This window comes from Niallia sp. Sow4_A1, from assembly GCF_052116745.1.
Lineage (GTDB): Bacteria > Bacillota > Bacilli > Bacillales > Cytobacillaceae > Niallia > Niallia hominis.
This window is the reverse complement of sequence record NZ_JBQKKM010000013.1, coordinates 84474-110868: the sequence shown is the minus strand read 5'-3', so window position 1 is coordinate 110868 and position 26395 is coordinate 84474. Positions and strand designations below refer to the sequence as shown.

Below are 26395 nucleotides of genomic sequence, written 5' to 3'. Positions count from 1 at the left end.
GCAAAAAAAGACATTGGTTATTATGGGAATTTTCCAAGAACATTCAACAAAAACAAATTAAATTTAGCCAGAGTAATGAGATCTCGGTAGTTAATAAAGAGATATATAAATTTAGGTTGACTCAATGACTATTGTAGAAAAGTTTAGGTCACAGTGAAATCCCGAATAATCTTGTTTCACAGGAAAGTTTTACAAGAGTGTTTTGTGGGATTGCCGATGGAATTTGTCAAAGAGAAGTACAGCAGTTATATTGTTGTCTTCTTTCTTTTTATTTTCATTTTTGGCAGGAAATTTGATTATTTTGTAGAATATTGAAGTGGTAGATTATATCTTTCCCTCTGTTAGTTGTTCTTGTTCTAAAAAGAATTCCTTCTATTTTAACCTCGATTGATTTATCTTCCTATTTTATTCTTTCTTGAATTGTTTCTTTCTCAATTATTTTCATTCATCGACTATAAAACGAAATAGTTTGGAGGGTTTTGTATGACCGTAAAGGTTTCAAGTATTGGTTTGAAAGGATTAGAGGGCTACCGTGTTCAGGTGGAGGTGCGGATATCGCAGGACACGGAATCTATGGTGATTGTTGGGTTGCCTGATGCTTCTGTTAAGGAGTCTCGAGAGAGGGTGTTGGCGTCGATTGCTCATTTTGATTTGGATGTGACGGATAAGAAGGTAGTTGTGAATCTATCTCCGCCTGATCAAAAGAAAAATGGTTCGCTATTTGATCTGGCTATCGCAATTGCTGCTTTGAAGGAACTGGGGGAGGTGAAGCGTGAGATTCCCACAGATACGGCGTTCATTGGGGCATTATCCCTTGATGGTTCGGTTGTGAGTGGAGAAGGGATACTACCTGCAGTTATTGCGGCAAGGGGACTTGGGATCAAACGAGTGTATTTACCTTATGATTCGGTGCTGCCACTCCATATGCTACAGGATATTGAATGTATAGTTGTGTCTCATATCGAGGAAGTCGTTCAGCATTTGGAAGGGCAAGAAAGCATGCTGTCTCAACCTTCTTTTTCCTCAGAGAATCATCTAACACCAGAGATTGCCACACATCAAAAGGACTTCTGTCATGTGATTGGACATGAGAAAGCAAAAAGAGCATTAGAAATTGCTGCAGCTGGTGAGCATAATTTGCTGATGAATGGTCCTCCTGGTTGTGGAAAGAGCTTGTTAGCTGAATCTTTTCCTTCCATCCTACCTTCATTAACAAATCAAGCACAACTCGAAGTGATGAGTTTGTATCAGCTTGCTCGTGAAAAACGCATCCATGTTCCATCTGTTCCTTTCAGACATCCCCACCATTCTGCTTCTGCTGTCGCCATTATTGGTGGTGGATCGAACCCGCGACCAGGTGAAATTTCGATGGCTCACCATGGGATTCTTTTTCTCGATGAGATTGCAGAATTCTCCAAAAAAACGCTTGATATGCTCCGTCAACCACTCGAAACAGGTGAAGTAACCATTAGCAGAGCGCATTCTACAGTGACGTATCCAGCTTCTTTTATCCTAATAGGTGCTATGAACCCTTGTCCATGTGGATACCTCGGTTCTCTTCATCATTATTGCACCTGTTCCCAAAAGCAAATTCAAGCCTACCGAAATCGGTTGTCCGGTCCTATCTATGACCGAATGGACATCCTTTTATCCTTACAGTCAGTTAATGTTAACCGGTCCTCCACGACGCAAGAATCTTCTAATGATATTCGTAAAAGAGTGGAAAAAGCGCGCGTGCGCCAGTATGAACGGTATCAACAAGAAGTATCCAATGCGAAGGTTCCGTTTGACATTTTGGTGGAAACGAGTGCCTTGACAACAGAACAGAAAAAGACACTCACCCAAATTTCTTCTAAGCAAAACTGGAGCAACCGTGTTCAGATAAAAATTATCAGACTCGCAAGGACCATTTCTGATTTAGCAGGGGAAGAAAGAATAGCTGATCAAGCCATTTGGGAAGCGATGACCTTAAGACGCTGGGGGCAGAATAAACAAACGACGATTGCGAGGGAGAAATAATGCCCTATAAGAAACGAGTGTATACACCAGAGCGATTTTATCATATTGTTTCCAGAGGAAATCGACGTGACCCTTTGTTTCGGAATGCCAGTGATTTTCAAGCATTTCTTCATATCCTAACACAACTCTACGAAAAGTACCCCTTTGAAATCGCCTCCTATTGCCTTATGAACAATCATTTCCATTTACAATTACGTTCTAGGGAAGTACCCATTTCAAAGCTAATGGCACTAATCAATAAACGTTATGCCAATTACTATAACACCAAATACCGTTTAACAGGCCATGTCTTTGAAAAACGATTTTATGACAAAAGAATTGACGACAAAGAAGGAATGTTAAAAGTTAGCCGTTATATACACCTTAACCCAGTTGAGGCGAGGATGGTTAAGCTGGCAGAATACTATCCTTGGAGTAGCTATCAATATTATAAGGATAAGCATTCTACAGTACCTTGTTTTATGAATGTGAATTTTTTACTAGATTATTATGAAGGATCATTGACACAGAAACGGGAAAAGTACTGTAGTCTTCTTGGTCACAGGGACGACCCGAAATATGTCGAAGATTGATAGAAAATTAGAATGAGGAGTGATAAACTGAAATAGTAGTTGGATATTGGAGGTGTTTTTTTCGGTTTAGGAAAGGGGGGATAATCATAGAAAGATTTCTTTGTGGAAGGATTACGGCAAGGTGATTTTACCACGCTTGTCATATTTTTTACTAATCTTCTCCAATAAATGTATCACATAGCGCCAATTCGTTTCCCATGGATAGTAAACTCCAACAGATTACGTAAACTCTTGGTCACAGCGACGCCTCGAATAATCTTGTTTCAGAGGGGACTTTGTTGTGATTTCAGTTGGAATTTGTTAAAGAAGAAGTACAGCAATTATGGTGTTTTCTTTTTTTATTTTGGTAGGAAAATTGATTGTTCTGTAGAATATTGGAGTGGTAGATTGTGATGACCTTAAGATGTTGGGCGTAGGATACTTAAATGAAGATTTCGAGTGAGACATAATGCCTTTAAGAAAATAGTGCATATACCAGAGCCTTTTTATGACATTATTTCCAAGGAAAATCAACGTAACAACCTGTTTCAGAATATCAGATTTTCAAGCCTTTCTTCCTATCCTAACACAACTCTATGGAAAGTACCCCTTTGAAATCTCCTCTTATTGCCTCATGTATAATCACTTCCATTTACAATTAGTTCAAAGTACCCGTTTTAAATGGCACTGATCAATAAACGTTTCGCCAATTACTATAACACTGAATTTCACAAATAGTATTTCCTCGTATTTCCTCAATCAGGCTTTCTTATTGATATTTTTATTAAATAATAGGTGCTAGATACCCTATATAGAGAGGTTTTATGATTCCCATCTTAATTTGCCACAGAGAGAAAGTATCCTTATAAAAATGGAAGGAAGTAGATAATAATTAAAATTTTGTTTTTTGAATTGATAAATTATGGTAGTATTAATATGGGAAAATTAACTAATAAAATGATTCTTTTGGAATGTTTATCAAATTTTTGCTGGTTGATTAGACCTATTTTAGGAAGAGGGGGATATTTAAAAGTTGAATAGGACCGAAAATGTAAGGAACAAGAAAAAGATTACTATACTTGTACTGGCTTTATTATTATTAATAATATCTTTAGGTACTTATTTTACTGTACAAGTTGTTAATGCTAGAACAATTGATGAACAGTTGAAAATTGGTAATAAGTTTTATGAAGAGCAAAAATATGAAGAAGCAATTATAGCATATGAACAAGTGTTGGATATCGATCCCAAGAACACAGAAGCTCGTATTGGTATAGCAAAATCTTATGTGGCATTAGAAAAGCATGTTAAGGCAGTAGAAGTATTGGTAGCGGGAATTAAAATTGTTCCTAAATCTGCTAGTCTCTACTTGGAGTTAAGCGATGTAAAACTAATGCAAGAAGATATATTAGGAGCGATTGAATCTCTAGATGAGGGATTTGGAGTGACTAATGATAGCAAGATTAAGGAACAATTAAAAGAAATAGATGAAGATTTAATTCTAGTTTCTGATAGAGACAAGGTACAAATAGGAAAAACCGCTGAATTAAAAGTATTATATACAAAGCAAAATGATAATTCTTCTAAAGAAAAAGAACAAGAAAAAGAAAAAGAACAGAATGCTAATGAATCGAATGAAGAAAGTGATAATCAGCCTGCAAGTAATGATACTACTGACTCTACGAAAGATACTTCAGAGGAAACAGTTGAAAAGGATGAGGTAGAGAATATAACTACTGATGCTAATTCAACGGAAGAAACTTCAAAAAATGGCGATTCCGTTCAAAATACTGAGGATGTAAAGGTTGAACAAAGTATTGTAGTTCACGCAAAGTGGTCTTTAGGTAAAGATGAATTGGCGGAACTATCAGAAAAAGAAAGTGATGTAAATACACTTCTTGCTAAAAAAGCTGGACAGGAGACTGTAACTGCACAAATTGGTTCTATCAAGAAAACAGTTGCTATTTCTATCCAAGAACATGTTCTTGAGAGTTTAGAAGTGATTGCAACCAAAAATAAAACAACAATTGGACAAGAAATTGGATTAAAAGCAATAGGAAAAGATGCTGATGGCAAAGAAATGGCTATAAATCCAGTGTGGTACATAGAAGAGGGCACCGGAACACTTGCCAAAGCAAGTGGAGCGGAGAATACCTTTGTTTCAAATGAAAATGGTGAATCTACTATTATAGCTAAAATTGATGGAAAAGAATTTAAGATAAAGCTCCAAGTAGAAGACAACAACTATACCCTTACAAAGCTGGTAGAGGGACAAGGTTCTATTATAAGTAGTCCTACTGGAACTACTTTTAAAGAAGGAGACTCGGTTCTTCTAAAAGCAGTCGCTGATGAAGGATGGGAATTCGTAGGATGGGATTCAACGATTAAAACGAATTCTGCTGAAGTTTCCATTGTGATGGATAATGATAAGTCCATTAAAGCTAAATTTAAACAGAAACCTAAATATTATACATTGAACTTAACGAAAAAAGGCGAGGGAACAATTAAGACTTCCTCCGATAGTACTAGCATTAAAGAAGGGACAACTGTTGAAATTACTGCAACGCCAGCTGCGGGGTGGGAATTTGATCATTGGGAAGGATCCATTTCTGGTAATCAACGTGATACTAAAGTGAAAATGAATGGTTCTAAGCAAATTAAAGCAGTATTTGTTGAAATAGAAGAAAAGCAACCAGAAGATGAACCAAAAGAAGATGAACCACAAGAGGACGAACCAAAAGAAGAACCAGTAATAATACCGGTTGATAACGAAACTCCAAAAGAACCTAAGTATTATACATTGGAAACATCTGTTGCTGGCCAAGGAAGTATTGGAAAAGCGGTTAGCAATAATAAATATGAACAAGATTCCCTTGTGGAACTTACTGCCAATGCTGCGGACGGGTGGGGATTTGATCATTGGGAAGTAGATGGAGTGAATGCAGGTCAATCTACAAAGCTAAGTGTTAAGATGAATAGCAATAAACATATAAAGGCCGTTTTTGTACAGTACGGTAGTATTATAGGCATGATTAGTAATGCAAAAACTGGAAAAGAAGTTCCAGAGGTAAATGTTAAATTAAGAACTGGACTTGATAATCATTCGAGTAATCCAATTCTAGTTACCAAAACAAATAATGACGGTAATTATTCGTTTGCAAATATTTTTCCAGGTGAATATACGATGGAGATATCTTTAAATGAATATACAACTAAATTTATCAATGTTGTTGTGGAAACAGGAACAGTCGTCAAGAAGAATGAATCCATTATGCCTTTTGAAACAGAGATAAGTGATTTTGTGGTTGTATTATCTTGGAATGACTTGCCGAGTGACTTAGATGCACATTTAACTGGACCAAAATTAAATTCGACCGAACGCTTCCATATTTTTTATAATAATGAAATTTATGAAGAGAATGGTGTTAAATATGCGGAACTAGATGTGGATGATGTAAATGGATATGGTCCTGAAACAATCACCTCATTTAAACAAGTAGATGGTGTATATAGATTTTTTGTAAACAATTATTCTCTAGACGCACCTTTAGTTAAAAGTGGAGCAAAGGTAGAACTTTACAAAGACGGAAACCTTATTAAGGTATTTAATATTCCAACTAGCGGTGAAGGGGAATATTGGAATGTATTTGAAATTAATAATGGTATTCTCACGACTATAAATCAAATAAGTTCTCAGTCTATGGAATAATCACAAATATAGTAAATGGGGTGTCGCAAAGGTATGATACTTTTGCGATACTCTTTATTCTAATTATTAAATACAAGGAGTTTAAAAGAATGCATAAAAAGATAATGGCTAGTATGATAATTTTACTTATCACACTATTCTTCACAAGGACAACTATTCTAGCTGCAGAAGATACAGTCACATTTAAAGATAAAAATTTAGAATCAGCAGTAAGAAGTGAGATAGATAAACCAAGTGGTGACATTCTTAAAAGTGATGTGAAAGATTTAACGGAACTAGATGCAACCAATAACAATATTACAACATTAGAAGGTATTGAAGAGATTCAGAACTTAGAGGAATTAAGACTAGGAGATAATAATATTTCGAATCTAACGCCATTAAAAGAGCTGGATAATTTAAAGATTCTATATTTATCGAACAATGAAGTGAAAAATATTGAGTCGTTAAAGGATTTAGACAAACTAGAGCGTCTATTCTTAAGCGATAACCAAATTGAAAAAATAGAAGATTTAAAATCATTAAAAAAATTAAAAGTACTGAAAATAAGTGATAATCAGATTGAAGTTATCAATGGATTAAAGGATCTCATTAACTTAATGAATCTTGATATCTCTCACAATAATATAGAGGATTTATCTCCAATTCAACAATTAGTGAATTTAGAAGTTTTACATATTGAGGATAATGATATCGCTGATTTAAATGCATTAACAAATGCAACAAAATTAAAAGTACTTGGTGCTTCGGAAAATCCGATTGTATTAATTAAACCAATTGGAGCTTTATCTGAATTAGAAGTAGTGGAAATAAATGATGGGAAGGTAAAAGAGTTAGATAGCCTTAGAGCCTTAACAAAATTAAAGACACTACAACTAAAGAACAATAATATTAAGGAAATCGAAGCGCTGGAGGATTTATCCGAATTAGAAAATCTATATTTATCGGGAAATAATATTAAAGATTATACACCTGTTGAGGCTGTCTACGAAACACTTGATAAAAAGGATTTTACTTTAGCTGATGAAGAAAAATCTTCAGAAGAAAATAACGGGGAATCATCTACAAATAATATTTTAGTATATATATTATTTGGGATCGTAATCCTTCAATCTATCATCCTGTTTTATATGTTTTTACATTCAAAAAGAAAATAAGAATAGGATAACCGTGAGAATAGAAATTATTCTCACGTTCTTTTCCATATAAAAAACTAAAAGGGAGTTTTTATGTCTAGTTCAGTTTCAGCCAATAAAGGTATCTTAAATATTTATATAAATGATGAATTGGTAAGTACGTATGAATTTGATTTGAATAGCCAAAAAAAGATTTTGATTGGACGCTCCGCTAAAAATGATATTATCGTAAACTCTACTATTGTCTCCTCCCAACATGCAGAAATTTCGGTTCAAGATGGGGTTTGTGAAATTAGGGATTTAAACAGTACAAATGGGATTTTAATAGATAAAGAAAAAGTGAAAGAAAAAAAGCTTGAAAAGGATATGCAAATACGTATTGATAATCCGGATGATCCTCATAACCAGGGAATTTTAATTTTATATACAGAATTAAAGACGGATAGTGTAGAAAAATGGAATAATATATTTTTAAAAGATAAAAAGAATATCATCATAGGTAGAGAAAGTACAAATGATATTACGATTTCTCATAGTCTAGTTTCAAGAATGCATGCTGAAATCTACCAAGAGAAGAACGAATGGTATATTAAGGATCTAAATAGTACGAATGGTACATTTGTAAATGGAAAACAAGTGAAAAGTGCCACAAAACTAAATGTTATGGATACTATTTATATTGGCCAAACAAAGTTTGTCGTTCAACAAAATAAAATAATCTATAATTCGAATGTTCAAGGATTACAATTGGATGCAATCGATATTAGCAAGGTTGTAAAAGATTCAAATGCGGGCTTTTTTAGTGAAAAAAAAGAGAAAAAGATACTTGATCATATTAGTATAAGCATTAAACCAGGTGAACTAGTTGCTTTAATTGGTGGAAGTGGTGCTGGAAAATCAACTTTTATGGATACAATCAATGGATTCCGGCCAGCAACGGAGGGAACAGTTCTTGTTAATGGGGATGATTTTTATGCGAATTTTAATGCATATAAAAATATAATGGGATACGTCCCTCAACAGGATATTGTTTATGATTCTCTTACAGTACATCAAATGTTAACATATGCAGCTAAATTAAGAATGCCCGAGGATTCTAATGACCAGGAAATTGAGCAAAAGGTAAAGGAAGTAATAGCAGATGTCGAATTGACAGGCAGAGAAGAGTTAGTTATTAGCCAACTAAGTGGTGGGCAAAGAAAAAGAGCGAGTATAGCTGTAGAACTATTAGCAGATCCAAAGTTATTTTTCCTAGATGAACCAACTTCTGGGTTAGATCCAGGAATGGAACGGAATATGATGCGATTACTTCGAAAGCTTTCTAATATGGGGAAAACTGTTATTCTGATTACGCATGCTACAGCAAATTTACATCTGTGTGATAAGGTTGTTTTTCTAGGATATGGTGGAAGACTTTGTTATTTTGGACCGCCAAGTGGGGCACAGGAGTTTTTTAATGTAACTGACTATACAGATATATATGATTTGATTAATAATGAATCAGAATTCTGGCAGGATAAATTTGTGAAATCGCAGCATTATTCCTATTATCAATCTTTAAAAGGAAAAAAGGTGACAAAACATACCAAAGAAAAGGGACCTAGTAGGAGTTCTGTGAAACAATTTGGCATTCTTTGTTCCAGATACATGAAACTTACTTTAATTGATAGACAGCGGTTCTTATTTTTGATTATTCAAGCACCTATCATAGCGCTCCTTCTAGGACAAGTTAGTGAACGAGATTCTTTTTTCTTTTATGAGTCTTCGAAACAAATAATTTTTACTGCTGCATCTTCGGCTGTGTGGGTAGGTCTTTTAAATTCTATTCAAGAAATTACCAAAGAAAAGGTTATTTTTCTAAGAGAAAGGACAGTCAATTTAAAATTAGCGCCATATATTTTATCTAAGATGACTGTATTGGGTGTATTGGGCTTCATTCAGTCCATTTTATTTGTTCTTATTCTTAAATTGGTTACTGATTTTCCATCTACTGATTTGATTGGAAGCTTAGTGCTTGAAGTCATCATCACTTTTTTCCTAACTGTAGTTGCTTCGAGCGCTTTTGGTTTAGTCATTTCTTGTATTGTTGCAAATTCAGATCGTGCAATGGGGCTTGCTCCAATTATTCTTATTCCTCAACTAATATTTAACGGTTTAGTATTTGAATTAAAAGGAATTACTGAATTTTTCTCTAACTTCATTCTTAGTAAGTGGGCAGCAAGAGCATTGAGTATCTCTTTTGATTTAAATGGTGTACCGATGGAAATAGAGACGAAAGTAGCTGTTCCGCCAAGGGACTTACCAGACTACTATGATCACAGTTTAGCATTGCTATATCAAAACTGGGGGATTCTCCTGGGTATTTCCATTATTTCTATATTATTGTGCTTAATCCTATTAAAAGAAAAGAAAAAAGCCTAGGAGGTAAATGAAATGGGTATGGAGATTATTTATATAATTGTTGGTGCAATAGTTCTCATCAATATTATGTTATTTATTATTATTACAAAAAATAAAAAGCGAAATGATGTCATTAAAGTAGATACCACTAAGGCATCTAATTCCTCTCCTGTTTATAAACAAATGGTACAGGAAAACGTGGCGGATGAGTATTCTAAAACAGAAGTACTAGGTTCAAAGAAGGAACAAAAACCTGAATGGAAAATGCAAAACGAGAACTTAAATGAAGGCATGAATGATAAAACAGAAGTATTAGGAGGGATTTCTAATTTCACTACTCAAGAAAAAGCTCAATTAAAGGAACAATATTCTGTAGATGAAACAATGATATTGGCTGAAGTGCCGAATTATATAGATAAAAAAGTAATTCGCACAATAGAATATAAAAAAGCTGATGACTTAGAATTGTATAAATGGAATGAAGAGGAGGTAATTGTTATTGGAAGAGATCCGGAAAATAGTGATCTAACAATAACAAGTGATAACTTTATTGGAAGAATCCATGCCCTAATCTATAAAAAGTCAGATAAATATTTCCTAGTCGATTTAAACAGTAAAAATGGTACATTTATTGACAATATAGCCTTAAAGGGACAAAAAGAAATAGCTCTACAAAAGCCATTTCAGCTTGGAAAAACACAACTAGTAATCAAATAATGGAGGTAAGATACGTGCCTAATCATTCCTTAGAAGAAACAGAAGTACTAAATCCTTTTGTTAAATTTGGGTTTTGTACCAATAGAGGGATTCGTATAGAAAATCAGGACTCGTATTTAATTCATATTAATCAAAATGTGGCTTCCTTTGCGGTTGCTGATGGGGCTGGAGGACATCAATTTGGAAAACAAGCTAGTAAGTTAACAGTAGATGCCATAAAAAGGGAATTGGATTCTAATACGGACAATTCCCCTGAATATGTCTCATTATTAATGAAGAAAAAATACGAACAAATTAATAGTTATGTATATGAGGAAGGAAAAAAGCGGAATGCTGTTATGGCAACAACCTTAGCTCTCCTTCATATATTTTCTGGAAAAATCATTATTAGTAATGTAGGAGATACAAAAATATTAAGAATAAGAGATAAGAAAATTTCCTGTGTTTCTGAAATTCATACAGTTGCTTGGATGGAATTTATGGAAAACAAAATTAATGCGGAAGAATTAGATAATCATAAATTTAAGCATGTATTAACACGTGCTATTGGTGCTAGGGACCAAATAATACCTTTTATGCAAACAAAAAAAGCTTTGCCAAAAGATATATATATTATATGTACGGATGGTTTATATAATTTTATTTCTGAAGATACTTTACTAGATATTTTTACAAATACTACTGATGACTTTAATGAATTATGTTATCAGTCTGTTCAAAAAGCATTAAAGAATAATAGTAATGATAATGTAACGTTAATTGCAGTACAAGTGATGTAAGTCTGGAGTTGAGGATATGAATTTAGAGGTCGGACAAACATTTGACGGAAAATATTCTATTTTGAGCATACTGGGAAAAGGTGGAATGGGAACAGTCTATAAGGCTCAAAATATAAAACTTGGTACATTATGGGCAATCAAGCAGGTCAATAAAAATTTGAATCAATCTATTGATTTGTTGGCCGAGCCAAATATTATGAAAAAACTAAACCATCCATCCCTGCCTCGGATATTTGACATCATTGAGAATGAGCATTATTTATATATTGTCTTAGATTATGTGGAAGGTGTTTCTTTAGATAAAGAATTAAAAGCACTTGGCAGAATTCCTGAAAGAGATGTAGTTGAATGGGCAAAGCAAATTTGTGAAGTTTATATATACTTACATGAATATAGACCGAATCCAATTATCTATCGAGATATGAAACCATCTAACTTAATGAGAGTGCCAGATGGTTCGATTAAAGTAATTGACTTTGGGATTGCTCGAGAATATAAAGAGGAGTCTAGTACAGATACACAAAAACTAGGTACAGATGGTTATGCTGCCCCAGAACAAAGAGGAAAAGCACAAACGGATGAACGATCAGATATTTATAGTCTAGGTGTAACCCTATATCATCTAGTTACAGGATTAGGTCCTGCGGATATATTTGAATTTAAGCCTATTAGACAAATTAATCCTTCCTTTTCAGAGGGATTAGAGGAAATATTAATTAAGACACTTCGTCCCAATCCTAATGATAGATATCAATCAGCAAAAGAATTATTATCTGATTTAAACAATATCGACAAATTGTCTTCAGCCTATAAATTAGAAAGAAGAAAAAGATTATTTATATCATTAAGTTTAGTAAGTAGCCTCTGCTTTTTTGTTCTGCTTACTTTTGGAGGATTCTCAGAAATAAAGGCATCTCAATTTGACGAATACAACGTTATGATAAAAGAAGGAAATAAAGCAATTGATGCATATCAATTTGCAGAAGCAGAGAAAGCTTTTAAAAAAGCCATAGAAAAACTTCCTGAAGAATCAGATGCTTATAAAGGGTTAGTAAAGAATCTATATGTTCAAGGAAAATATAGTGATTCGATTAACTATGCTCAGAAAATCTTACCATTAATAAAAGAAGATAAGAGCATAGAATCGGAAATATATTATTATATTGGTTCCGCTTATTTTGAAACCGAAGATTTTGATAAAGCAATTGAGTATTTGCAAAAAGCTAGTACACTTTCTCCAGAATATACTTTGTATCAAAGGGATTTAGCTGTTTCATTAGCGAAAAATGGACAACCAGCACAAGCAATGGATATTTTGGAAAAGATGGAGAAGTTGAACTTAGATGAGGAAGTGACATGGTATCTAACCGGTGAAATTTCAGGTGCAGAAGGAAAGGTGGAAGATGCACTACATGCCTTTGAAAAAGTGTTGGAAGAAGGTAATGATCCATATATAAAAACAAAAAGCACACTAGAAATTGCTAAACTATATAAAAATAATAAAGAGCTACTAAAAGATACAGCAATTGATAAAAGGATAAAAACTTTAGAGAGTGGACTAGATAAATCAGAAGGTAACAATGATCTCTTAATCATTGAAATGCTTGCAGAAGCATATTATGAAAAAGCACTATATGAAAATAATAATACTTCCTTTTTTGAAAAATCGATTCAAAGGTTTACTCAATTGTTAGACAACGGGTACGAACGTCCATATTTATACAGAAATATTGCTATTATTTATCAGACTATGAATAGATTAGAAGATAGCGAGAAAACTTTACTGTTAATGAAGGAAAAATATCCTACTGAATATACTTGTTATTCTCAACTTGCTTTGCTTTATGCAAATATGGAAAATATAAAAGAAGAAGACGAACGAGACTTTAGTAAAGTAGTTGAAAATTATAATCTAGCTTTGAAATATAGTCCTGAAGGTGAAGCAACTCCAGAAATGAAGCCGTTAGTTAATTTGATTAATGAATTGAAGGATAAAAATTGGATTGAATAGGAGGAGGCTCATTGATATCAAAAGGGATAATTATGGTTATAATAGGCATAATCGGAAGTATAGTATCTATTATTCTACTATTTCTTCATTTATTTAAAAAAACTGCTGCAGATGAAACGGTATATGAATATGAAGCTAACATTCCTATAGAAACAATGGATATGAATAGTACCAAGACGATGAAATTTGATACAGAAAAAAATAAATCAAAACGATGGAATAATGGTATCAGTAAAAATATGAAGAAGTCAAAGTTAATGAGAGAAAATGAGGATAGTAGTAATAAGGAAAATATACTAAATAAATCTCATGATATGCCAGTTGCAGAAGATCAGGCTGTATTACATGATCCTATTTATGAAGCTAACACTGGTACAGAAGTACCATTACAGGCTGTTGATGAAACAATAATCATAGAGGACATTCAAGTTGAAAGTAGCAGCAAAGAGACGACAATCAAGGGTAGTGAAAAACAGCATAGGTCGATGAATGGGATAGAAGAAACTGTGTTATTGGAAGAACCAAATGGAGAAACAATAAGGGAAGTAGAGAATAATTTGTTGGAAGATAGAATAGAGCCAACAGAAATATTGAAAACTGAGTCAATAAAATGAATGAAATTTTAAAATATGGAGCAAATTATGCTCCATATTTTTATGTATTTTCCCCAAAAATTATAATGAGTCAAAGCTATTGGAAATTGGTATAAAGTTACCGAATATTCCGATCACCTTTACTTCCTGTTCTTCATAGGTAGTAGTGAATAGAGAACCAATGAGAAAGCTTTTTTTATTTGTCGTACTAGAAATAACACTATTGCCAAATAGTTCAATTCCTATGCTTGCTAAAGTATTGTCCTCTCCAACTGCCTCATTCAATTTATTCGAAGCCCAGTCAACATACTCTGCTTTTGTAGGATTAGTGAAAGCCATTAATAGGATGATTGCAATTACGATAATCAAAGATAATTTTTTTTTCAAATCTTCACCTCCTTTGTAAGTTTCTACTAATTTATTATAGCGTTTTTAGGTGTCAGCTACCACACAAAAATAGTTTCAATATGGTATTATGTATGATTATTCTTGTTCAATTCGAAAGTGTTTGTCTGGAATTAATGAGATTCTATTGGTATTAAATAATGCAGGGTTAATCCTGCTTTTTAATAGGTGATTTGTAAAACATGTTTGACTTTATTCCAATTAATGTTATTATAATGTCAAACGTTCTTTACATATTTGTGGGTGATATCTTGGAAAATAATATTCAATTTCAAAGGAAGATGAAGGGTTTGTCTCAAGAAGAACTTGCTAAAAGATGTAGTGTTTCAAGACAAACCATTAATGCCATTGAGAATAAAAAGTACGACCCTAGTTTACAGCTGGCATTTACTTTGTCTAATGTTTTAGGTATTCCTCTTGAAGCATTATTTATTTTTAAATACGAAAGGAATGAAGAAAAGTGACAACTGTAAAAAAGGTTAGTTTAATTTGTTCTCTAGTTTTAATTACTTCTATCGGTGGGTTTGGTATTTATGAATGGATTGCAAAAGATGAAATTAACGCAACAACAATCTTTTATTTGTTTTTAGGGATTGGATTTTTATTCCATTCCTTGACTTGGGGAGAAATGGAAGGGAAACATGAAGGGAAAAAAGATGAATTAGAAAAACATATTACACTATTAAGTTCAAAAATTAGTTATTATCTGTTACTTGTATTAATGGTGCTTGTATTAATTTTAACTGAGCAAGTAACGGCAATGAATGATATAAAAAATCTTCCACTTGTGATTGTTATCGGACTTGCGTTTGTAACACTTCCCATTACGGAGTTCGTGGTTTCAAGAAAGTACCGTTAGCAGGGACATGGGGGTCAGGTTCCTTGTCCCAACTCTAGAGATACACCGAAAAATCCTGTTTCACAGTCACAGGAAGATATCTGTGGGATTGCCGATGGAAAAATAAACGATATAAAAAGTTAATCGATTAGGCGCTAATCCTTCTTGAATTAGCGCCCTTAAAATATTGCGTCATCTACTCTACTAATCTATGCTTCATATTACCTCTAACTACTACTTTTAAATAGGGTTCCTCTTTTTCGTATTCAAAGAGACCGATATAATCTATTCCATGATAATTCAAATATATTTCTTCTGTATGTTCCGTCGTTTTTTATTTTTGTTCCTAATATATGCCTCTCATGGGGAGATGACATAAGTTCTTCTCTTCCATTAACTGCATTATCAGTATCTATAAGGATATAAGAAACGAGCATGAAATAGGGAATATCAAAATCTCTATCTACAAATTCTTTAATATCTAATTGTATTGTGTCTGTTTCTAAGAATGTTTTAACATACTCTACATCATTAAACTTCTCCACCAATTCATAAACTTCCCTAGATTCAGTGATATAGTCTATCGGAATGGGGGGAATAAAAAAATGAAGCACGGTGTTCGTTAGCATCCCAAAAATTACTGTTAGAAGCATTATTTTTTTCTCTTTCTTTACTAGGAATAAAAAGATTACTCCCAGTATTATTCCTATTGGTATAGTAATAGAATCTGTTTTAAATGAAACAAATGTAATAATGTATAGGAATGTTAGCTTCATAAAAAGAATTGGATTTTTTTCCTTCTGAAGAATAAAGACAGAGATACATAGTAGGAAATAAATGGCGTTCGCTATAATGAATTGCATAAATCCTCCTTTCCTGTTAATCATTTTATAGAATGGTTAAGCTGGCAGAATACTATCCTTGGAGTAGCTATCAATATTATAAGGAAGCATTCCACAGTACTTGTTTTATGAATATTAATTATTTTTACTAGATTATTATGAAGGGACATGGACGCAGAAACGGGAAAAGTACTGTAGTTATAAGCCGCTAAAAAATTGATTCATGGAAAAAGAAAGACCCTAATTCTAACTGTATTTTCTTGTTCATACCCATTCTAGGTTCCTTAAATAAATCTTTATACCCTTATCTTCATTGTTCTGCTAAATAAAAAGTTAACATTCAATTCAATCTGAATCATATTAATGACTCAGAAGTGCCATAGTGCTTTTATCTTTCAATAATCAATTCATACTCTTTCTTAAGCTCGCCTATTTTCGCCAGTAATTCTTTTCCTTTCACATCTTCATTCAATTTTTTCCCATCAGTCACCATAGGCGTTTTATTGTAGACTTTTCTCACCCCGAAGCTAATCCCATTGCCAGTAATGGATGATTGAATATTAATTTTTCCAGGAAAATGTATTAATAGATTCATTAATTCTTTTACAATAAGATTATTCGAATGGTTCAAGATGTTTAGTAACTCATAATCAGTTAAAAAAGCAATAGCAGAATCAACGGTACCCTCAAAATGTAGACTTATTGCTTCTGCAAGTATTCGATCAGCAGCTAATAAAAGGGGAGATAGAAATAATTCATGATCCATTAAGGCCAATTCCATTATGTAAAGAGCTGTTTCATAATCAGCTATTACTCCTTTTTTGGAACAATTAATAGAACTCAATACATCTTTGGGGAGTCTATCTATTCCTCCATTCATATAAGTATCCCTAAAAAAACTGTCTAAGTGATCCAGCCCTATTATCTCATCCGTTCCTGTGAGTTGATTTTGTGAGTTTAAAAAGTGTATCACTTCTAAAGAAGTAAGATTAATCTTATTCAATATACTTTCTATTTCCCAATCTTTCACGTATTTTTCAGTCAGTTCATGATGATTAAATCCTAACGTTCTTTCAACTGAATGGGAGAAAGGTAAATGGCCAATGTCGTGTAAAATAGCAGCAGCTCTAGCTAAGTTATCATTAGGAAAAAAGGAAGCTGTCAATTTCCAAACACCTATCGTATGTTCATACCTAGAATGGACTACAGGTGATATCAGCGAGCCTGCCCCAAAATGGGATAATTGCTTTAATCTTCTTACATAACTCGTATTAAAAAGTTCAACTTCCCATTCATTTAATTCAACTTCTGGATATAATGGTTCGTTTATATAGCTATAATTTTCTAGCATAATCAAATCCCCCTTGAGAAAAAAATTATTGGTATCTTATTTAGTAGATATGAATAATCTTGGTGCCCTTTGCGGAAGGGCAAGTTAATTATAAGAATATTAAAACCTTTTGTATCATGTTTCCTTTTTAACACGCTCATGAACTCATTTAGAAGAACAAGATGTTATACAGAAAGCAGTTATAAAACTTCAAGTTTATAAAGTCGATAGAACAAGCTATCGACTTTTTGAAAGCAAAAAATGGAGAGGTTTAAATTTAAGATGACGGAATTCTATTTAGCTTGTGATTCATTGAAAATATAAGCAGAACTAAAACAAGTGATTTTGGACTTTTATATTAATTAGTCCTTTGACTTATCCTTTTCCATCTTTTCACTATAGTGAAAAAATGCATTATAAGCAAGAAAGCCAGCAATGCCTAGTACACCTACAACCGTTACGATGAAAATGCTCATTCTCATTAAACCTCCATTCCTATTGCTAGTATATGAATATTTATCACGAAAACGCGGAATTACTGTAGAATTCTGAAATGACTGACTGTTTATAATTATAACAAATTTATGGAAACAGAGATGCCATAAAAAATTATGTTTCATGGGAGGGGGATAGATTCTTGGTCACAGGGACGCCTCGGAATTTGTCGAAGATTGATAGAGAGTTAGATTGTGTGAGTGTGATGAACTGAAATAGCAACTGAATGGTGTAAGGGTGGTTGGTTGTTGATTTTTAATGGTGTTGCTTGCTGCTTGGTTTGGGCAATATATTCAAGTGGGACCGAAAATTATTTCATTTTATTATTTACAATTTTTTTATATACTACCTTGTATATTCAAATCGTACTAGAAAAATCAGAGAAACTGCTGTTTATTTTAAAAGCTTATTAATTCAAATTAAAGAATCAAAAAAAGAAGATAAGCGCCGAACCAAAAAATGCTCTAAATAAAGGTATGGTTACTTTTCCCCGAATTTATACATGTGTACTAATAGGGGCTCGCTGCACAGGGACGCCCCGAAATATGTTGAAGATTGATAGAGAATAAGATTGTGTGAATGATAAATTGAAGTAGTAGTTGGATATTGGGGGGTGTTGGCGTTTTTCCTTTTCCAATGGCGAACCAAGATTTAAAAAGTAGACAATTGTAACCGTCAAGTAGAAATGGTTCTTACGCTAATTAGATGAAGTGCACCAAACAAATAAAGGTACACGTTTATGTTTACTTAAAACAACTCACTATACATGTACTTTCAATTAGTATATTATTACGTTATAACAGTATTACGTAATAATTGTATAAACGGTAAGATGCTTGCATATAATAAGGAGGAGAACAAAATGGCGGTGACTAATGTGGAACGTAAAATTGTACGTATCGGCAATAGCCTTGGTATCACATTACCACAAGAAGTGCTTGATCATCTGAAGGTGAAACAGGGCGATGAAATCAAGCTACAGCTTGAGAAGGATGGTACCGTATCCTTTAAACGACAAAAGAAACTGAATTACGATGCGTTAGATGGTATTGACCAGGATTTCCTTGATGGTATGCAGGAGTTATTCGAAAACTACGATCAGACGCTCAAAAATTTGGTGGATCGTTAAATAAATGGTCAGGTATTTACATCAAAAAGAACTCATCCTCATCAATGCTATGTTAATTAAAAGATACAGTTCTGGAGAGCAAATGGGGGTTAAGGACACAGCACTATTGGATAGTGCCATCAACCGGCCAAAACAAAGTGCTTTTGGTGAAGAAGCTTATCCTACCATCTGGTTAAAAGCTGCCGCATTATACAGCAGCATTGCCCAAAACCATGCTTTCCATAATGCAAACAAAAGAACTGCGTTTGCTGCAATGAAGCAATTTTTATGGGTAAACAGCTATCAGTTCGTTGCCCCTCAGAAAGAGGCAGAGGACTTTACTGTAGAATTGGTGGCAACAAAACCACCGATGGATATTCAGGAAGTTGCTAAATGGATTGAGAAACATGCAAAAGAAAGATAAAAGGTATACGTAAATGTTTATGTTTGCGTATACCTTTTATCTTAATTACTCAACTATCGCACCTTGAATATAGATCCTGTTTCTTGAGGTCACAGTGACGCCCCGAAAAATCTTGTTTCACAGGTATGTTTCACTTTGACTTGTCGATTGATATTCATTTGGAACGGAATATCAATCGACAGAGAGGTGATAGTCGGACCGTACTTTCGCTGTTTTCCATTTAGACATTTTGCAAGGTTGAGATGGTAGAGGGGAAAGTGCAAATTTCTCCTCATCCTCTGGTGTAGTCACTGTGACCATGAATTAATGATTCTCCTCCAATTGTAAAATCACTTTCGTAAAAACTATAAAATCATTAATGTGTTTTTCTAGAATCGCCTCTAATATATCTAGCTCTAACGTCTGGTAGTCATGTACAGCAATATTTCGGAATCCGACCATATTCATCAATGTATTTGCTAAGCTTTTTTCAATTAATCCAGCATTTAGTATCAATTTAAATGCTTCACGACTCGCTTTTGGTACTCCAAGCTTGCGTTTACTGATAATATGCATCGCTAAATCGATGCTCGCCTCACAAGCACGTTGAATATTTAAAATGATACTATCCTGTTTTGTAAAGTCCGTTAAGTTTGCAGGATTGTCCTCGTACACTTCATGAATACGTTTAACACAACGTTCAATTGTCGTCGCTTTATTTAAAATAACATCATTCATTGCCGAATACGCTCCCTCTTTCTTTGATCGCACTAATAATTGTAGCACGCTGCTCACTTAACGTAGCATACATGCTATAAGCACGCATTTTTTGGCGTGTAAATTCGTTCTCGTCATGTATATAAATCGGATTGCCTTGCTCAAAAATCTGCATTGTAAATACTGTATCGATTTGTTTAATGTCGACTAAATCGACTTCCCGACCGGCAATTGCAGCAAGCTCAGAAGCTAGCATAAAACGTTCATAAGATGATAGCTTCTTGTCACTGAAATAAGCAAGATCGATATCACTTGCATCATATGTCGTGCCTTTAGCGAATGAACCAAATAGAATGACGAAAGCTGGGTTTGTGTCTAGAATGATTTTATCAACTAACTTCTTTTGTAATTCTTCTTTTAGCATGCTTATCACCGTCCTTTCTCATATTATAAAGCTTATAAGGATAAACCGCACATATAGGGATAGGGACATGGGGTCAGGTTCCTTGTCCCAAACTCTAGAGATACACCGAAAAATCCTGTTCACACTCACAGGAAGATATCTGTGGGATTGCAGATGGAAAAATATACGATACCCAAAAAGGTAATAGATTAGGAGCTTAGTTCTTGGTCACAGTGGCGTCCCAAAATAGATAAATTTTCTTTTTCTAATCTAGGGTTAAATGAACAACTAACTGTTTGAATTTCCCCTTGTCCAGCAATAAGATTGGTAATCCCTTTTTCACTTAGGCATCTTTTTAAGGTATTTAACGTTTTTTAAATTATCATATTTATCCTCCAATGTTAATAGCTAGACCACCAAGAATTAACAACTTGTTGATGAATTTCTCTTGGTAATGGAAAGAGGTTATTAAAGGTATTTTTACCACCATACTCTCTAGGAGTAACATGATGAATATCATAATTAAACCAATTCCATTTTGGATTACCATACTTATCAATATAGGCCTTAATATATTTGTTTCTTTGTGTACTACTATCCCAAGTTACTCGTTTGTTAATAGGTACAACAGACATATTAGCCTTTGTTGGTCTAGGCATATATTTTTTATTGTGCTTATTTTGAATGGTTGGATATATGGCTGCTTTTTTATTGGCTAAGACTGGTTTTAATTGACCTGTTGTAGTTTTTGGATAGGAGCCTAACCATGCAGCGGTTGTAACACTTCTAGATATCCAAAATCTGTATTGATGATTTCGCTCTGAAAAGAGAACAAGTTACGGTACGACCTATACAATGGTAGAGTCATTGACATAATACAATCAAGAGACAAAGATGACGTTGTCGCTTGGCTCGCTGAATTTCCAAATTTGAAATATGTTTCAAGAGATGGATTTCATACATATGCTTCTGCTATTCGAGAATCTCATCCAAAAGCCCAGCACATCAGTGATCGATTTCATTTAGTGAAAAACTTGACGGATGCGATCACGCAATGCATTTATAAATTTTTATCCGCACGAATTGCCATTCCTTTGACAAAGGAAAAGAAGGTGATGAACGAATTACTGAGTAGTAAACCTTCGCAACGTGATAAAATTCTACTGGTTAAGTCCTTGGCTTCTCAAGGACGAACGGCACAAGAAATCAGATTTCTAACGAAATACAGTCTTCAAACAATTCGAAAATATATTAGAATGACCGAAGAAGAAATCCCCCAAAATTCAGATGATCGACGTGGCCGTGATCATAAGGAAGCTATTCAAAAGATCATGGGTAGAGTCGAAGAAGTAAGGGCCTTACAGAAAAAGGGATATAGTATAAGAAAAATAGTAGATAAGACAGGCCATACAAAGAAAACAATAAAAAATTATTTATCTCCCGACTTCAACCCTATCCATGGTCAATATGGTGTACGGCGTCCGGGAAAACTGTCTCCATTTAGAAATGAAGTCATTTCATTGCGCTCGAAAGGAACACCTTATAAAGACATCTATACAACCCTTTGTAAAAAGGGATATACAGGTTCTATAGCTGCCATTAGGCAATTCATAGCGAAGGAAAAAAGGCTACAAAGAGATTTAAAAGACTATGATGCCATCAGTTCTACTGAAATCATAGAAAGAAAATGGCTATTAAAGTTACTCTATAGGCCGCTAGAAAAAGTGAAAGCACTCACCCATGAACAAGTAAAGAACGTTGTTCAGAAGTATCCTTTATTGGGCAAATTGCATCATTTAGTTTGGCATTTTAAAGAGATTCTTCTTTCAAGGAAGGAAGATTCCTTACAGGCATGGATAACAGAAGCTGAAAGCCTCGAACTAAGTGAATTAACTAGTTTCTTGAACGGAATAAAAAAGGATATAGATGCAGTAAAAAATGCATTTATGCTTCCCTATAATAATGGATTAGCTGAAGGAAGTGTCAATAAGTTAAAAACTATCAAACGCATCATGTATGGTAGAAACAGTTTTGAACTTCTACGTAATAAATTATTACTGCTTGAATCACGCAAATTCAACTAACCTTGGAAAGAACCTATTTGACGCTTACCTTAATCTGCAATAATCATTGCTATTTAAGTTTATCATTCACTCAATCTAATTCCCTATCAATCTTCGACAAATTTCGGGTCGTCACTGTGACCATGAGTTTAAGTTCCCTCCAAAGTTTATTAATATCATTCAACAGTGCTTTATAATGATCCTCCTAAAATATTTTTTAACTAGCCTCCCAATTGTGTAAGTACCTCTTCTCACAAACCATTTACACTCTAACATTAAATGGTAAAATCTCTTTGTTTCTCACACAATAGACTCAAAATAATATCCTATTCCGATACGATGACAACAGCTATTTTAAGTTGCTATTCATGAGGCGTCGCTGTGACCTAGAATTTAACACATCAACCTTTCAATAAAGGTAAAAAGGGATAGGTACATTTCACTAAGTAAGAAATGTACCTATCCCTTTTTCTATTTACATACAAAACTATCAATATTATAATACTAGTATCGCTAGAGTGATTAATTGGTTACTCAGTATACCCAATACCTAGTAATCCTTACAAAGTGTTGGCGCACCTTGTAAGACTACTACGATATTTTATTTATACTTCTTGATTCTCACTAGACTACTGTCAAATGCTTGTTTAAATTCCAGAACTCGCTTACTTAATTTATGTTTGATAACATCATTATAATTTAGCGTTTACAATAAATTTACTACTATCAATAATATAGGTCGGAGAAACATAAGTTTGATTATTATCCCCTAAACCAAATTTGTATTTTGCACCAAAATAATATGACTGAAATACGAATTTTGAGCAATAATTCACATCAATTTTATGTGTTGCAGAAGTTATAGAATAGCTTTTTACTTTATTTAAGTTATTTTTAGCCCAAGTTCCTGCAAAAAACGATTTCCTGATGAGGTGTTTGGTCTATAAACACCAACAGTATTATTGTTGAACCGGTCAACAAAGTTACTAATTGAATTTACTTGAGTAACATCAGACCATTTTACAACATCATAGACTTTATAATCTGGCCCTACAATACCAACATGTCCAACATAATATGTATCCCATCCTGAAAACATTTTTGTCCCAATTATATCACCTACTTGCACAGTTGTGCTTGTACCTGGATACTTAGGAGCTCCACTACCTGTATTACTATCAGCAAAAGTACTAAAATCATCCGCATAAGAAGAGAATGGAAAAAGTAATATAATTGAGTTAATTTCATAATTCGAGCTTTTAAAGAAACACAGACTTACAGAATTTTATCTCCTATAAAATTTTTAAGCTGCTTGTTGCTTACTTAACTTACGGTTAATCCTATCTGCTCCTAACTTGGAAGCATTGTAAACAAGCGTTACGAGATCAAAATGGACTTTCGCTCTTTTCCCAGTACGATAACGAACATTGTTGAGCTGGAAATAACCTTTAAGATAGGCATTTACTCGCTCAACCGCTGTACGTCGTTTAAAGATGGTTTTCCAAGTTTTTGATCCACGGGCTGGTGCGGTATATCTTCTAAGATTGGTTGTGATTTTTACTTTGTATACTTTCTGGCAAAGACCATCATTCGCTAACGGACAGTCTTTACACTCTTTTGGACGTGTATATTTTAATGTTTCATACTGATGATCAAAGCTATCGTAACGGTAAGAATGCTCTCGAACACATGTAGGGGCGAAGTGCTTATCAAATCCAATAGGTTCGGGTTCATTCCGCTTATTATAAGCAATCACAGATTGATGCCCCATTCGATGAATTTGGGTATAAATCGCTTCAAAATCATAACCTGCATCCATTGTTTGATAACGCATGGAAGGAAACAAAACGTGTTCGTGAAGTCCTTTTAATAAAGGGATTGCAGCTTTTCCATCATTTAAATTAGCGGAAGATAGAAGAGATTGAAAGATATACTGACTCTTTGTCCCTACAGCTAAATGAGCTTTGTAGCCATACCAAAAAACATTTTTTCCTTGGCTGTTTTTCTTGATTCCCCATTGAGGATCTTGAGGAATTTCAGCTCGAAGTTCATCCAGAGGAATATCTAGTTGTTCTTCTATTTTCTTGTCATAAAGTGGAAGGTTGGCTTCCTGTTCTGCTTTTTCGATAAGCCATTGTTCACGCTCTTCTTTTGATTTACGTCCACGTTTTTTCGGTTCCGATTTTGGCTGTTCTTCCTTTGGAGGTGCTGCATCTTTGGCTAGTACATGAGTGGCATCAATGGCAACTGTGTCATCCTCCACAAAGCCTTCTGAAATGGCTTGATGGAGCAGTGTTCCTTGCACATTTTCAAGAACATCGGATTCACAAAGAACAGTAATCATTCTAGAATAAGCTGCTTCTGAGGGGATAGAGTCTGAAACTAAAAACCCACAGTCGAGACGAAAGATCATGTCATATTTTAACCGTTTCACTAAATCCTTAATAAACGGAATTCGCTCCGTAATTCTAGCGATGAGCGAATAAATCATCGCTGCATAGTTTAGCCCAACAGGCCTTCCAAAACGCGATTTCTTCGTTACCACAGCGAAGATCGGTTCGATGTCAATGGTAGAAAAAACAGCTTCAAACCGTTGGGTAGGTTCTAAATGATATAATTCTTGTAGGTCAAATAGGCTTCCTTGTCGTATAATAGTCATAGGGAGTCTTCCTCCAGTCTTATTAGTTTGTGTAGTGCTTACTAAATTCGACATTTTGGGGAGGTACTCCTTTTTTTGTGTCTCTGAGACCTTGAGGCTCTAAGCGTTAAATTTATGAAATTGATTCAATTATAAAAGCAAAAAAGAATCCTAGAAATATTTTTTTCATTAATAACCTCCTATTATATTATTATAGTATCTTTAATATAAATACTATTATATAATTAGAATAACAAAAAATCCCATTAATTGGAATATATCAGGAGGTTATTTTTTGAAAAATATGAAAAAAATAACTATTTTCACTATATTAATTTCTTTTATTGTAATTCTCTTAGTCTCTCTATATTTTTTCAACAGTTTCTCAAACAAAAAAAATCAGGTTAGACTCTCTCTAGAAGATCATTTATATGAAAATATGGATTATTCCAAGGATGATATTAAAAGCATTGATATTAATAACGCTATGTTCGGTTTTCATGCAGTAGTAATTTTCAATGATGAAAATGATATAGCATATACATACATGTATAGACCTGAAAATAAGACCGTTTATCAACATTCTGTAAATAAAATTAATGGAGATGATGCTTCTGATACCGAGCTTAAACATTTAGAAGAGGAACCAAAATAAATAATTTTAAACCCTTGGTCACAGTGACGGCCCGTACTCTTGGTCACAGTGACGACCCGAAATTTGTCGAAGATTGATAGAGAGTTAGATTGTGTGAATGTGATAAACTGAAATAGCAACTGAATATTGTGAGGGTGGTTGGTTGTTGTGCGTGAGATAAGCGCCTATTTCTTTCGGAAGAACATATTAGAAAACAAGAAAACCACCCTACGCCGTCGCAAGCAAAAGGGTGGTTCTCAAACAAAATAATATTTAATTGACAACCACACCCTGACGGTAGAGGTTGCAGAGAGAAGTGTTCGCGCACTTCTCTTTTTCATTATATACGTTTATTATATATTATATAGCTTATAATATAATATAGCTTATAATATAGCTTATAACAATTGCTTTCAACTATGTGTCATGCTAAAGATTGAGTCAAGTTTTTGTGAACTCTTGGTCACAGTGACACCCCGAACCAAATTAGGCTTTCCGCAAAATAAAAGAGTTATTATACAGAGATATGTTGGATACGTGTTTTAAAAGGTGTATAAGATTCGAAGTTTAAAAGAAAACTAGAAAACAATATAGTAAACCAGAT

Annotated in this window: 24 protein-coding genes and 1 pseudogene; 16 read left to right on the top strand and 9 right to left on the bottom strand. The window is 33.9% G+C overall.

Annotation, left to right across the window (positions count from 1 at the left end; translation table 11 throughout):
• The first annotated feature begins 483 nt into the window (after positions 1–483).
• The 9 genes from ACTQ5K_RS09690 to ACTQ5K_RS09650 all read left to right on the top strand — a co-directional run bounded on the left by ACTQ5K_RS09690 (position 484) and on the right by ACTQ5K_RS09650 (position 13936).
• Positions 484–2019: a YifB family Mg chelatase-like AAA ATPase gene (locus ACTQ5K_RS09690; protein WP_441993847.1), complete on the top strand. Its 1536-nt coding sequence runs from the start codon at positions 484–486 to the stop codon at positions 2017–2019.
• Positions 2019–2591: a transposase gene (locus ACTQ5K_RS09685; protein WP_441993846.1), complete on the top strand. Its 573-nt coding sequence runs from the start codon at positions 2019–2021 to the stop codon at positions 2589–2591. Before ACTQ5K_RS09690 ends, ACTQ5K_RS09685 begins: the two co-directional genes overlap by 1 nt.
• 1012 nt (positions 2592–3603) lie before the next feature.
• On the top strand, positions 3604–6279 hold the full coding sequence (locus ACTQ5K_RS09680; RefSeq protein ID WP_441993845.1) for an InlB B-repeat-containing protein: 2676 nt from the start codon (positions 3604–3606) through the stop codon (positions 6277–6279).
• Between the two features lie 89 nt (positions 6280–6368).
• On the top strand, positions 6369–7436 hold the full coding sequence (locus ACTQ5K_RS09675) for a leucine-rich repeat domain-containing protein (protein WP_035416691.1): 1068 nt from the start codon (positions 6369–6371) through the stop codon (positions 7434–7436).
• Positions 7437–7508: 72 nt separating this feature from the next.
• On the top strand, positions 7509–9836 hold the full coding sequence (locus ACTQ5K_RS09670) for an FHA domain-containing protein (RefSeq protein WP_441993844.1): 2328 nt from the start codon (positions 7509–7511) through the stop codon (positions 9834–9836).
• A 12-nt stretch (positions 9837–9848) separates the two neighbouring features.
• Positions 9849–10532 carry an FHA domain-containing protein gene (locus ACTQ5K_RS09665; protein ID WP_048717653.1) on the top strand — a complete coding sequence of 228 codons (684 nt, stop codon included), beginning with the start codon at positions 9849–9851 and terminating at the stop codon, positions 10530–10532.
• A gap of 14 nt (positions 10533–10546) precedes the next feature.
• Entirely contained in the window at positions 10547–11311 is a 765-nt protein-coding gene (locus tag ACTQ5K_RS09660) for a PP2C family protein-serine/threonine phosphatase (RefSeq protein ID WP_441993843.1), read from the top strand.
• Positions 11312–11327: 16 nt separating this feature from the next.
• The gene (locus ACTQ5K_RS09655) at positions 11328–13322 is read left to right on the top strand and encodes a serine/threonine-protein kinase (protein ID WP_031539440.1); all 1995 of its coding nucleotides are present in this window, start codon (positions 11328–11330) and stop codon (positions 13320–13322) included.
• Between the two features lie 11 nt (positions 13323–13333).
• Positions 13334–13936 (top strand): hypothetical protein, encoded by a 603-nt coding sequence (locus tag ACTQ5K_RS09650; RefSeq protein WP_441993842.1) that lies wholly within the window; start codon positions 13334–13336, stop codon positions 13934–13936.
• A gap of 60 nt (positions 13937–13996) precedes the next feature.
• Here the strand turns inward: ACTQ5K_RS09650 and ACTQ5K_RS09645 are convergent, their stop codons facing one another.
• Positions 13997–14302, bottom strand: a complete 306-nt coding sequence (locus ACTQ5K_RS09645) for a DUF4359 domain-containing protein (protein WP_031539842.1) — start codon at positions 14300–14302, stop codon at positions 13997–13999.
• 269 nt (positions 14303–14571) lie between these two features.
• Between ACTQ5K_RS09645 and ACTQ5K_RS09640 the strand changes: the two genes are divergently transcribed.
• Positions 14572–14784: a helix-turn-helix transcriptional regulator gene (locus ACTQ5K_RS09640; RefSeq protein ID WP_441993850.1), complete on the top strand. Its 213-nt coding sequence runs from the start codon at positions 14572–14574 to the stop codon at positions 14782–14784.
• The gene (locus ACTQ5K_RS09635) at positions 14781–15179 is read left to right on the top strand and encodes a hypothetical protein (RefSeq protein WP_048717659.1); all 399 of its coding nucleotides are present in this window, start codon (positions 14781–14783) and stop codon (positions 15177–15179) included. The genes ACTQ5K_RS09640 and ACTQ5K_RS09635 overlap by 4 nt, the downstream gene beginning before the upstream one ends.
• 245 nt (positions 15180–15424) lie before the next feature.
• On the opposite strand, the gene ACTQ5K_RS09630 is transcribed toward ACTQ5K_RS09635, so the two are convergent.
• Both ACTQ5K_RS09630 and ACTQ5K_RS09625 read right to left on the bottom strand, forming a co-directional pair.
• A complete protein-coding gene (locus tag ACTQ5K_RS09630; RefSeq protein ID WP_441993841.1) occupies positions 15425–16021 on the bottom strand; it encodes a hypothetical protein in 597 nt (198 codons plus the stop codon).
• Positions 16022–16388: 367 nt separating this feature from the next.
• Positions 16389–17351 carry an HD domain-containing protein gene (locus tag ACTQ5K_RS09625; protein WP_441993840.1) on the bottom strand — a complete coding sequence of 321 codons (963 nt, stop codon included), beginning with the start codon at positions 17349–17351 and terminating at the stop codon, positions 16389–16391.
• Between the two features lie 1336 nt (positions 17352–18687).
• On the opposite strand from ACTQ5K_RS09625, the gene ACTQ5K_RS09620 reads away from it, so the two are divergent.
• Together ACTQ5K_RS09620 and ACTQ5K_RS09615 are read left to right on the top strand one after the other, a co-directional pair.
• On the top strand, positions 18688–18954 hold the full coding sequence (locus tag ACTQ5K_RS09620; protein ID WP_051641024.1) for an AbrB/MazE/SpoVT family DNA-binding domain-containing protein: 267 nt from the start codon (positions 18688–18690) through the stop codon (positions 18952–18954).
• A 4-nt stretch (positions 18955–18958) separates the two neighbouring features.
• Positions 18959–19357, top strand: a complete 399-nt coding sequence (locus tag ACTQ5K_RS09615; RefSeq protein WP_441993839.1) for a type II toxin-antitoxin system death-on-curing family toxin — start codon at positions 18959–18961, stop codon at positions 19355–19357.
• A gap of 171 nt (positions 19358–19528) precedes the next feature.
• Here ACTQ5K_RS09615 and ACTQ5K_RS09610 read toward each other — a convergent pair whose 3' ends face one another.
• From ACTQ5K_RS09610 to ACTQ5K_RS09595, 4 genes are all read right to left on the bottom strand, one after another.
• Positions 19529–19657 carry a hypothetical protein gene (locus tag ACTQ5K_RS09610; RefSeq protein WP_269320395.1) on the bottom strand — a complete coding sequence of 43 codons (129 nt, stop codon included), beginning with the start codon at positions 19655–19657 and terminating at the stop codon, positions 19529–19531.
• 3 nt (positions 19658–19660) lie between these two features.
• On the bottom strand, positions 19661–20074 hold the full coding sequence (gene hepT / locus ACTQ5K_RS09605; protein WP_031539830.1) for a type VII toxin-antitoxin system HepT family RNase toxin: 414 nt from the start codon (positions 20072–20074) through the stop codon (positions 19661–19663).
• A complete protein-coding gene (gene mntA, locus ACTQ5K_RS09600) occupies positions 20067–20477 on the bottom strand; it encodes a type VII toxin-antitoxin system MntA family adenylyltransferase antitoxin (protein WP_031539829.1) in 411 nt (136 codons plus the stop codon). Before mntA ends, hepT begins: the two co-directional genes overlap by 8 nt.
• 380 nt (positions 20478–20857) lie before the next feature.
• Complete coding sequence (locus tag ACTQ5K_RS09595; RefSeq protein ID WP_155986786.1) at positions 20858–21115, bottom strand: HNH endonuclease signature motif containing protein; 258 nt, start codon at positions 21113–21115, stop codon at positions 20858–20860.
• A gap of 204 nt (positions 21116–21319) precedes the next feature.
• On the opposite strand from ACTQ5K_RS09595, the pseudogene ACTQ5K_RS09590 reads away from it, so the two are divergent.
• Together ACTQ5K_RS09590 and ACTQ5K_RS09585 are read left to right on the top strand one after the other, a co-directional pair.
• Positions 21320–21877: pseudogene (locus tag ACTQ5K_RS09590) on the top strand (transposase); the annotation flags it as partial.
• A 99-nt stretch (positions 21878–21976) separates the two neighbouring features.
• On the top strand, positions 21977–22540 hold the full coding sequence (locus ACTQ5K_RS09585) for a transposase (protein WP_441993849.1): 564 nt from the start codon (positions 21977–21979) through the stop codon (positions 22538–22540).
• Between the two features lie 862 nt (positions 22541–23402).
• Here ACTQ5K_RS09585 and ACTQ5K_RS09580 read toward each other — a convergent pair.
• Positions 23403–23648 (bottom strand): hypothetical protein, encoded by a 246-nt coding sequence (locus tag ACTQ5K_RS09580; RefSeq protein WP_031539824.1) that lies wholly within the window; start codon positions 23646–23648, stop codon positions 23403–23405.
• Between the two features lie 174 nt (positions 23649–23822).
• Positions 23823–25178 (bottom strand): IS1182 family transposase, encoded by a 1356-nt coding sequence (locus tag ACTQ5K_RS09575; protein WP_048717801.1) that lies wholly within the window; start codon positions 25176–25178, stop codon positions 23823–23825.
• A 274-nt stretch (positions 25179–25452) separates the two neighbouring features.
• On the opposite strand from ACTQ5K_RS09575, the gene ACTQ5K_RS09570 reads away from it, so the two are divergent.
• A complete protein-coding gene (locus ACTQ5K_RS09570) occupies positions 25453–25812 on the top strand; it encodes a hypothetical protein (RefSeq protein WP_441993838.1) in 360 nt (119 codons plus the stop codon).
• Positions 25813–26395: the final 583 nt, after the last annotated feature.

What these genes read in the sequence shown, in the direction of transcription:
- ACTQ5K_RS09685 (WP_441993846.1), top strand. Translation starts at nt 2,019, where the DNA reads ATGCCCTATAAGAAACGAGTGTATACACCAGAGCGATTTTATCATATT.
- ACTQ5K_RS09625 (WP_441993840.1), bottom strand. Translation starts at nt 17,351, where the DNA reads ATGCTAGAAAATTATAGCTATATAAACGAACCATTATATCCAGAAGTT.
- ACTQ5K_RS09690 (WP_441993847.1), top strand. Translation starts at nt 484, where the DNA reads ATGACCGTAAAGGTTTCAAGTATTGGTTTGAAAGGATTAGAGGGCTAC.
- ACTQ5K_RS09655 (WP_031539440.1), top strand. Translation starts at nt 11,328, where the DNA reads ATGAATTTAGAGGTCGGACAAACATTTGACGGAAAATATTCTATTTTG.
- ACTQ5K_RS09620 (WP_051641024.1), top strand. Translation starts at nt 18,688, where the DNA reads ATGGCGGTGACTAATGTGGAACGTAAAATTGTACGTATCGGCAATAGC.
- mntA (WP_031539829.1), bottom strand. Translation starts at nt 20,477, where the DNA reads ATGCTAAAAGAAGAATTACAAAAGAAGTTAGTTGATAAAATCATTCTA.
- hepT (WP_031539830.1), bottom strand. Translation starts at nt 20,074, where the DNA reads ATGAATGATGTTATTTTAAATAAAGCGACGACAATTGAACGTTGTGTT.
- ACTQ5K_RS09665 (WP_048717653.1), top strand. Translation starts at nt 9,849, where the DNA reads ATGGGTATGGAGATTATTTATATAATTGTTGGTGCAATAGTTCTCATC.
- ACTQ5K_RS09595 (WP_155986786.1), bottom strand. Translation starts at nt 21,115, where the DNA reads ATGCCTAGACCAACAAAGGCTAATATGTCTGTTGTACCTATTAACAAA.
- ACTQ5K_RS09675 (WP_035416691.1), top strand. Translation starts at nt 6,369, where the DNA reads ATGCATAAAAAGATAATGGCTAGTATGATAATTTTACTTATCACACTA.
- ACTQ5K_RS09575 (WP_048717801.1), bottom strand. Translation starts at nt 25,178, where the DNA reads ATGACTATTATACGACAAGGAAGCCTATTTGACCTACAAGAATTATAT.
- ACTQ5K_RS09610 (WP_269320395.1), bottom strand. Translation starts at nt 19,657, where the DNA reads ATGGTCACAGTGACTACACCAGAGGATGAGGAGAAATTTGCACTTTCC.
- ACTQ5K_RS09615 (WP_441993839.1), top strand. Translation starts at nt 18,959, where the DNA reads ATGGTCAGGTATTTACATCAAAAAGAACTCATCCTCATCAATGCTATG.
- ACTQ5K_RS09630 (WP_441993841.1), bottom strand. Translation starts at nt 16,021, where the DNA reads ATGCAATTCATTATAGCGAACGCCATTTATTTCCTACTATGTATCTCT.
- ACTQ5K_RS09670 (WP_441993844.1), top strand. Translation starts at nt 7,509, where the DNA reads ATGTCTAGTTCAGTTTCAGCCAATAAAGGTATCTTAAATATTTATATA.